Origin of the sequence: Bacteroides sp. RTP31139st1_H2_RTP31139_211217 (assembly GCF_040227615.1) — a bacterium.
Lineage (GTDB): Bacteria > Bacteroidota > Bacteroidia > Bacteroidales > Bacteroidaceae > Bacteroides > Bacteroides uniformis.
The window spans coordinates 19642-29134 of sequence record NZ_JBCNZM010000051.1 but is presented as its reverse complement, the minus strand read 5'-3'; the positions used below and the strand labels follow the sequence as shown (position 1 = coordinate 29134).

At 44.4% G+C, this 9493-nt stretch carries 5 protein-coding genes and 1 pseudogene; all 6 read left to right on the top strand.

Annotated features, from left to right (window positions below; genetic code table 11):
- Positions 1-2138: pseudogene (locus ABUA47_RS10670) on the top strand (helicase-related protein); the annotation flags it as partial.
- On the top strand, positions 2135-2944 hold the full coding sequence (locus tag ABUA47_RS10665) for an abortive infection family protein (protein ID WP_008663908.1): 810 nt from the start codon (positions 2135-2137) through the stop codon (positions 2942-2944). The pseudogene ABUA47_RS10670 and the gene ABUA47_RS10665, both read left to right, overlap by 4 nt.
- 10 nt (positions 2945-2954) lie before the next feature.
- The gene (locus ABUA47_RS10660) at positions 2955-3638 is read left to right on the top strand and encodes a DUF4391 domain-containing protein (RefSeq protein WP_008663906.1); all 684 of its coding nucleotides are present in this window, start codon (positions 2955-2957) and stop codon (positions 3636-3638) included.
- 12 nt (positions 3639-3650) lie between these two features.
- Entirely contained in the window at positions 3651-5555 is a 1905-nt protein-coding gene (locus ABUA47_RS10655) for a site-specific DNA-methyltransferase (protein WP_022401554.1), read from the top strand.
- A gap of 7 nt (positions 5556-5562) precedes the next feature.
- Entirely contained in the window at positions 5563-6096 is a 534-nt protein-coding gene (gene rhuM / locus ABUA47_RS10650; RefSeq protein ID WP_008663904.1) for a RhuM family protein, read from the top strand.
- Complete coding sequence (locus tag ABUA47_RS10645; protein ID WP_008663903.1) at positions 6093-9137, top strand: type III restriction-modification system endonuclease; 3045 nt, start codon at positions 6093-6095, stop codon at positions 9135-9137. Before rhuM ends, ABUA47_RS10645 begins: the two co-directional genes overlap by 4 nt.
- The last annotated feature ends 356 nt before the right edge of the window (positions 9138-9493 follow it).

Here is a 9493-nt window from a genome sequence, read left to right as displayed (position 1 = left end):
CGGATCTTGATACGCTCGTAGAGACAGACCGCCACAAGGAGAACCGTTAACAGCGGTTGATGCGACGTGTCATCCGTCAGGGTGTGAAGACAAAAGTGCTCATGCTTTCAGCAACTCCGGTCAATAATCGGTTCGGTGATTTGAAGAACCAGTTACAACTGGCATACGAGGGGCGTGTGGAGAATATCAACGAAGCCCTTGAACTTGACCGTAACATTGACGACATATTCAAGTCTGCTCAGACTGCCTATAATCGTTGGGCTAAGTTGGAGCCAAGCGAACGGACTACGGAACGATTGCTGTCAAGTCTTCAGTTTGACTTTTTTCAGATGCTCGATGCCGTGACCATCGCACGTAGTCGTAGCCATATCATCAAGTATTACGACACGAAAGATATTGGCGAGTTTCCTAAGCGGCTTGCCCCCTTGTCTCGCCGTCCGCGTTTGACGGACTTGGGCGATGCCATCAATTTCAAGGACATTGCCGAACAGCTCAATGCCCTGAATCTTTCCATATACACCCCTTCGCTTTATCTCTTCGATTGTGCCCGTAGCGGTTACAGTATCGACTACGATGGTGAAGGTCTGTCTATTGACGGGCGTGAGAAAGGCTTGCGCAAACTCATGGCCACCAACCTGTTGAAACGTCTGGAGAGTTCGGTCAATTCTTTCCGACTGACGCTTAACCGCATCCATGAGTACATTCGGCAGACAATGGAACTGATAGATGCATACGACAAGAAATATTCCGGTGCAACCATTGATGTATCTTCTTTCACTGATGATATGGATTCATCCGAAGGCGACACTGATCCGTTTGCCACCAAGAAGTCGAAGATTTCATTGGCTGACATGGACTATGTGAGTTGGCGACGCGATCTTGAAGCCGATTTTGAACGGTTAGATCTGCTCTTGTTGATGTTGAAGGACATTACGCCCGAACATGACAGCAAGTTACAGATGCTTATCGGGGATTTGAAACATAAATTTAGTAACCCGATAAACGGAGAAAACAAGAAAGTGCTTATATTTACGGCATTTGCCGACACAGCCAATTATCTCTATGAGCAGTTATCCACGAAGATAAAGGAAACCTGCGGACTCGATACGGCTCTCATCACCGGCTCTACCGATGGCAGATGCACATTGCCGAAGTTTCCTATGTCGTTCAATAATGTGCTGACTTATTTTTCACCTTTGTCGAAAGACCGTTTAGCCCTCTTTCCCAATGCCACGGATGAGATTGATGTACTTATAGCTACTGATTGTATCAGCGAAGGCCAAAATTTACAGGATTGCGACTACCTCATCAATTATGACATTCATTGGAATCCCGTACGCATCATCCAGCGTTTCGGGCGTATTGACCGTATCGGTAGCCGTAACAAACAAATCCAGCTTGTCAACTACTGGCCGGATATGGAACTTGACGACTATATTCAGCTCAAAGGACGTGTCGAAAGTCGAATGAAAGCTACTATCCTTACCGCAGCAGGTACCGGCAATCCGCTTTCTATGGGCGAAGAAGCCGATTTGGAATATCGCCTTGGACAACTAAAGAAGTTACAGAATGAAGTGGTGGATATTGAAGATATGGACACCGGTATCAACATCATGGATTTGGGATTGAACGAGTTTCGGCTTGACCTCTTGCAATATGTCAAGGAACATCCGGATATTGAACATGCACCTTTCGGATTGAATGCGGTGGTAGCCGGTTCCGAATTGGCGAAACCGGGCGTGATGTTTGTGTTGAAGAACCGCAACAATGCCGTTAATATTGACCGTAAGAATCAACTGCATCCGTTCTACATGGTCTATCTGGCAGACGATGGAGAGGTTATTTGCGACCATCTGCACCCTAAACAACTGCTCGACATCATGCGTGCGCTCTGTAAAAATCAAAACGATTATGACCGTGCGCTCTGTGCTGCGGTCAACCGTGAAACGCAAGACGGCCGCCGCATGACCAAGTACAACACGTTGCTCCAAATGGCTATTGACAGCATCGTAAGCATTAAGGAAGAAACAGACATTGAGAGCCTTTTCTCTGTGGGTGAGACAACAGCCTTGCATGGAGAAATTAAAGGTTTGGACGACTTTGAGTTGATAACCTTCTTAATAATTAAAGAGAAATGAAATTATCTGATATAGAAATAGGTACTATAGTCAACTTCTTAAATGAAGGAGGTTATGTCCTGGACTTTAGTACAGCTGATTTTGATGCTTTTACCTATAAAAGTATAGGCGTTCCACTTTGTGAAACATATAGACTTTCAAAAGGCAAATCTCTGATAGCATATATCAACGATGCAAAATATGAAGATAAAATGAAGCTACTTAGCGATTTAATCAGATATTACGAACTTTCTTCAATGAAGGAACATGATGAAGAAAATCGTAAAAGCCGTGCGGTTGCTTACAAAAAATGCCGTAGCATACTTGATAAAGCAGGTGGTACAATGGTTATGACCGCTACGGCTGAAACTTTAAAAGAAGCTTTTGACAGCGATTACATATCAGCCCAAATTGATTTAATGCTCAATCTGAAGGACGGAAATCCAACAGAAGCAATTGGTAAGGCTAAAGAACTAATTGAAAGTTGTTGTAAAACAATACTTGAATTTGAAGGCTGTACTGTAGATAAAGATTGGGAAGTTCCACGTCTTGTTGATGAAACTTTCAAACATTTTCATCTGATGCCTAAAAATATCTCTGATGATGTTAAAGGAGCTAAGTCTATAAAGGCTATTCTTGGTAATCTTAAAGCTATTGCACAAGGCGTTGCAGAACTGAGAAATCTGTATGGTAGCGGACATGGCAAGTCCAGTTCATATAAAGGGCTTGAATCTCGTCATGCTAGTTTAGCAATTGGAAGTAGTACAACTCTCGTGCGCTTTTTATGGGATTCGTATGAACGGCATCATAATAATGAGGTTAATTAGATGAGACAAAATGGACAATATACTTAACTTTCCTACCTCCACGCACGTGGACAGATTGGTACCCAAGACAGCCTTTTACAAGCATTTGGAGATTAACACACGCTTAAAGACGCGATTTGTGGAAGATGTGGAACGCATACAATGGCTCTATAAGTTGACTCCATCCACCATGAATGTGGACGAGGGTAAGGCGGTGCATGAAATTGTGGTGTTCTTGGTGACGCTCAAAGTGAAAGATACGCCGGATGATGTGTTTCTTGCCATCGACCGTCTGATGCCGCGCCATGTGGTGTTTGTGCTGCAATATGTCAATCGTGGTAGATTGTTGCTCAACTACAAGGAATGGACGGATGTGGATAAGACACGATTCAATATCTTGAAAACTTTCCACACAGAATGGATGCCGCAGGCGAATGTAAAGTTAAAATTGATAGGTTCATCACTGGATAACATATACGAAGCTTTTGCGGGGCAAATCTCCGGATTCGGTACTACCAATGCTACCGATACAAAACAGATTATGGCATTGCAAGATGAATTGGCCCGTAAGCGACGGGTAGCGGAAGCCTTGCAGAAGCGTGTACGGAATGAAAGGCAGTTTGCCAAACAGATGGAACTCAACAGTGAAGCCCGTGCCTTGAAGCGTGAGATTGCTAAGTTGGAAGAGGAACTTAAAACATTAGAAAACAATTAAGAAACAAAATATATGGCTGACATATTAAAACATTTGGACTTGAACTCCGCAGACGGAACGCAACTCAATCTTGATGCGCTCTATCAGATTGCACCTTCGGCATTTACCGAAGTACGTGATGACAAGACGGGTGAAATCTCTCGAAAGGTAAACTTCGAGGTGCTTCGCCGATTGCTTGGCGACCATGCCACAGATGGCGATGGCGAGATGTATCAGTTTACATGGGTCGGTAAGAACGCAGCTCGTGCGGAAGCTGCCAAACCAACCGATAAGACCTTGCGCCCGGTGGTGGAAAATTCCGTGGATTGGGACAACACAAAGAATATCTATATCGAGGGCGATAACCTTGAAGTGCTCAAACTTCTGCAACGCTCGTATATGGGTAAGGTGAAGATGATTTATATCGACCCGCCTTATAATACGGGTAATGACTTTGTGTATCACGATGATTTTGCCCGCACCGCCGCCGAGGAGGATATCGAAGCTGGCAATGTAGACGAATTAGGCTATCGCTTCAGGAGGAATACCGATACGAATGGTAAGTTTCATTCGGATTGGTGTTCAATGATTTATGCACGTTTATTGGTGGCTCGTTCTTTACTGACGGAGGATGGAGTTGTCTTTATTTCGATTGATGATAATGAGGTGCGCAATCTGAGAAATATTTGTGACGAAGTATTTGGGGAACATAATTTTGTAGCACAATTAGTGTGGGAAAGAGCTTTTTCTCCCAAGAACGATGCAAAGTATGTATCAAATAGCCATGATTATATCTTGATGTACGTCAAACAGATTGAAGATTTCACAATAGGCAGATTAGATCGAACAGAAGAAGCTAATTTACGGTATTCTAATCCAGACAATGATCCACGTGGAGTTTGGATGTCAAGTGACATTTCTGTAAAAACGTATAATGCTGCTTGTGATTATCCGATAACGACCCCTTCGGGGAAAATTGTAGAGCCTCCAGCAGGACGCTGCTGGAGTCTCTCTGCAAAAGCTTTTGCAGAGAGACTCCAAGACAACCGAATATGGTTTGGTCCTAATGGAGATAATACACCAAGAATAAAACGTTTTTTATCTGAATTGAAATATGAAGGTATGGCACCAACCTCAATTCTGTTTTATAAAGAAGTTGGTCATAGTCAAGAAGGAGCACAAGAAGTAGTATCTCTTTTTGGTGACAAAGGTGTATTTGACGGGCCAAAGCCTGTAAGATTGCTTCAACGTCTTATTACTTTAGCTAACTTGAAAGAAGATTCCATCGTATTAGATTTCTTTTCAGGTTCAGCAAGTACTGCACATGCTCTGATGAAAACAAATTCAGAAAAAGATAAGCATTGTCAATTTATTCTTGTTCAATTACCTGAAGAAGTAAGTGATTCAAAGAAAGACCAAGGTTATAAAAATATCTGCGAAATAGGAAAAGAACGCATCCGTCGTGCCGGTGCAAAAATCAAAGCTGATTTTCCGCTTACTACACAAAATCTCGATACCGGCTTCCGTGTCTATCGCCTTGATGAAAGCAACTACGAGAAAGTATCAATTTCGCCCAAGGAATACAAGCAAGATCAGCTCGACCTCTTTGCCAACAATATCAAGGCTGACCGTACCGACCTCGACCTGCTCTATGGCTCGATGTTAGCATGGGGTGTTCGCTTGGACTTGCCCTTGCAGACAGAAATCGTGGACGGTTGCACCATCTATACCGTCAATGAAGGTGATCTCGTGGCTTGCTTCTCCGAAGGTATTACCGATAAGGTAGTAGCTGCGATGGCCGGCAAAAGCCCCTTGCGTGTACTCTTCCGTGATGCTTGCTTCAAAGAAGATGCTCAGAAAATCAACATTTACGAACAGTTCAAGCAAGCCTTGGACTGGGCAGATAATGATGCGTTTAATAATATCAGAGTAATTTAACGTGTCCATGGAAGAGAACAATAAAATACTAATCTATACAGACAATGACGGTCTGACAAAGATAGATGTGAAACTTGAGGAAGATACCTTATGGCTTACTCAAGCGCAGATGTGCGAGCTGTATCAGACGAGTAAATCGAATGTAAGTGAGCATATTAAGCACATTTTCGAAGAAGGCGAACTACAAGAGGACTCAGTTGTTCGGAAATTCCGAACAACTGCCACAGATGGTAAGTCATACATGACAACCTTCTATAATCTTGACATGATTATCGCTTTACTTGATTTCGCAGAACGCCAAGCCGAGAAAGAGCAACCCATGACCATGAACGATTGGGCAAACTATCTGGATCGCATACTCACCTCAACTGGAGAACAACTCCTGCTGGATGGAGGCCGAGTATCCCATCAAGAAGCAATGGACCATGCCACTACTGAATATCGTAAATATAAACAACGCACACTCAGCGATGTGGAGCAAGATTATTTGAACGCTATCAAGGCGATTAGCGACAAAAGTAAGAAAGGAGGCAAAAAGTGAAAATAAGATATAAACATCAACGCTTTCAAGCGGAAGCCACCAAATGCGTGAGCGACGTATTTCAGGGACAACCCAAACACGACGGCAGCCGCACCTTCTTGAACAAGTTTGGTGCGCTCAGTTTCGACGGCTTCGGCAATCTGCCCCTTGTACTTGACAATGAAAGCATTTGCGAGAATGTGCGTGGTATACAGATGGCAGAAGGATTGAAGCCCGTGGAGCATCTGGAGGGCGACGGACGCACCTTTACCATCGAGATGGAAACAGGTACGGGTAAGACCTATACCTACATCAAGACCATGTACGAGCTGAACGCCCGCTATGGTTGGTCGAAATTTGTGATTGTAGTGCCCAGTATTGCCATCCGCGAAGGCGTGTTCAAGAGTTTTGAGAGTATGGCAGAACACTTTGCTGGAGAATATGGTAAGCGTATGCAATACTTCATCTACAATTCGAAGCAGCTTGCTAAGATTGATGCCTTTGCTTCGGATAACGGCATTCATGTAATGATTATCAATACGCAGGCTTTCAATGCTTCGCTTAACGAGGATAAAAACAAGGAAGGTCGCGCAGGTGATTCCGCTGCCCGTATCATCTTCTCACGCCGTGATGAGTTCGGTTCGCGAAAGCCTATTGACATCTTGGCAAAAACGAATCCCATCCTAATTATTGACGAGCCGCAAAGCGTGTTGGGAACGGATAAAAGTAATGCCACACGAAAGGGTATCAAACTGTTTAACCCACTCTTTACCTTGCTATACAGCGCCACACACCGTGAAATATTCAACCAAGTATATCGCCTCGATGCCATCGACGCTTATAACAAGAAGCTGGTGAAGAAGATAGAAGTACGCAGTGTACATCAAGTGGGTTCTACAGCCACCAATGGCTATGTTTATCTAGATGAAATCGTCATTAGTAAAGGCAATCCACAAGCTCGATTGGGCTTCGATGTCAAGACAACCAGTGGCACACGCCAGACCATTCGCTTGGTGAATGAGGGCTTCGACCTCAAAGAGCAAAGCGGCGGTTTGCAGGAATATGCCGATAACTTTAAAGTGGAACGTATAGACGGACTGACCAACACCGTGCATTTCCTCAACGGACTGACGCTTCATCCCGGTGAGGTGGTGGGCAGCGTGAATGAGGAGATTCTCCGCCGCAATCAGATACGAGAAACCATCAAAACCCATTTGGAGCGTGAACGCCAACTTTTCGCTCGCGGTATCAAAGTGCTGTCATTGTTCTTTATCGACCATGTGGACAGTTATCGCATCTACGATAAAGACAACGTGGAAAAGGGTAAGTTCGCAAAGATGTTTGAGGAGGAGTACCAACGTGCCTTGCAGGAGTTTATGCCTACCTTTACGGATGCCTCTTACACACGCTTTCTTTCCGACCCGAAGCATGCGCCCGAAAACATTCACGATGGTTACTTCTCTATCGATAAAAAAGGGAAGAGCGTGGAATCGAAGAATAAGGAAGGCGAAAACGAAGAACGTGGTTTCGACCTTATCATGAAGGATAAGGAGCGTTTACTTAGCCAAAGTTGCCCCGTTCGCTTCATCTTCTCTCACTCGGCCTTGAAGGAAGGTTGGGACAATCCTAATGTGTTCCAGATTTGTACGTTGAAAGACACCTCCAACGAAATCAAGAAACGTCAGGAGGTGGGACGTGGTATGCGCCTATGCGTCAACGATAAGGGCGAACGTCAAGATGCCGATGTATTGGGCGACCATGTGTTCGACACCAATATCCTGACTGTTATTGCCAGCGAGAGCTATGACGACTTTGCCAAGAAGCTGCAAACCGATATGGCAGAAGCCTGCGCCAACCGTCCGGCAGTGGTGACAGCCACACTGTTTGCCGACCAACTGGCACAGACACAAGATGGACACAGCATAAAGATTACGACCGAACAGGCCGTGGAAATCCACGAAGAACTGATAACCCAAGGTTACATCAAGAAAGGCAAGCTCACGCAAAAGTACTTTGACGAAAAGAAAGCCGATTCGCTCCAGTTTGGTGAGGTGGAAAATCTACATTCGTTTATCATCAAACAGTTGGATAAAGTGTTCAATCCCGATGCCTTCAAACCAGCCAATGGACGTAATAAAACGGAGGCTCACTTAGTTAAAGACAACTTCAACAAAAAAGAGTGGCAAGAGTTGTGGCGGCGCATCAATACACGTACCTACTATAACGTGAGTTTTGAAACGCCAAAACTCATCAAGAGTGCCATTGATGCACTCGACAAGCACCTGAATGTGACAGAAATCCGTATTGTAGTGGAGAGTGGCGGCATGGAAAGCATCCGTGACCGCGAAGAATTGGAAGCCGGAGCAGCCATGAGTGCCGCTACAGTGAAAACCATTCGGGTAACGGAAGTTATTGGAGCAGAAGTAACTTACGACTTGGTAGGTGAACTCGTGCAATCCACCGGTCTAACTCGCCGCACCATTGTAGAAATGCTGAAAGGCGTTAATCCTGCGACTTTCCATCAGTTCAAGCTGAATCCAGAAGAGTTCATCATCAAAGCCGGTCGCATCATCAACGATTGTAAGGCTATCTCGCTCATCCAACACATCCAGTATGAGAAACGTACTGGGACCTTTGGTACTGACATCTTTGAGGAAGCTACGCTGCGTGGTACACTTGGCAAGGACGCTATCGAAAGTTCCAAGTCGCTTTACGACCTTGTAGTGGTAGATAGTGAAGGTATAGAAAAGAGTTTTGCCGAGTCGCTGGAAGCTGAGGATGATGTGGTGGTATATAGCAAACTGCCCGGTGGATTCTACATCAACACCCCGATGGGCAAATATAATCCCGACTGGGCTGTAGCTTTTCGAGAAGATTCCGTGAAGCACGTTTATTTCGTGGCAGAAACCAAAGGCAACGACATCGAAGTATCACAACTTCGCCGTGCCGAGGATGCCAAGATAGAGTGTGCCCGTCGTCACTTTGCAGCTATCAGCACTGGCGATGTGGTGTATAGTGTGGTGAAAACCTATCAGGATTTGTATAATGCGGTAACAAAGTAAAATCAGCCAAACACGTAGAGAGGCACATTCTCTCTATGTGTTTATTCTTTCTTTTCACTGGCATAAACTCATAAATGATGTCATATTGCAAAGAATAACTTATAACAATTACCTTGTAGAGATAGGAAGATACAGGTGGCTTCATTATCAGGGGTTTGCGTGTGTCGCTTGTAGAGATTATCACCTTATTCCTCTTATTTAAGCTTTATTTCCCCCCTTCTTCTTGTAGAGATATGGTTTTTGTAATCCTTTGTTTTTAAGTGATTTATGAAAATCGGTTGTAGATGCCATTTTCTTGTTTTCCCTTGTTTCCCACCCTAACTTTGCAACATCGAATTTGAGAAAAGCAGACGGCT

Coding starts and splice junctions, on each gene's coding strand:
- ABUA47_RS10665 (WP_008663908.1), top strand. CDS start 2,135: ATGAAATTATCTGATATAGAAATAGGTACTATAGTCAACTTCTTAAAT.
- ABUA47_RS10660 (WP_008663906.1), top strand. CDS start 2,955: ATGGACAATATACTTAACTTTCCTACCTCCACGCACGTGGACAGATTG.
- ABUA47_RS10655 (WP_022401554.1), top strand. CDS start 3,651: ATGGCTGACATATTAAAACATTTGGACTTGAACTCCGCAGACGGAACG.
- rhuM (WP_008663904.1), top strand. CDS start 5,563: ATGGAAGAGAACAATAAAATACTAATCTATACAGACAATGACGGTCTG.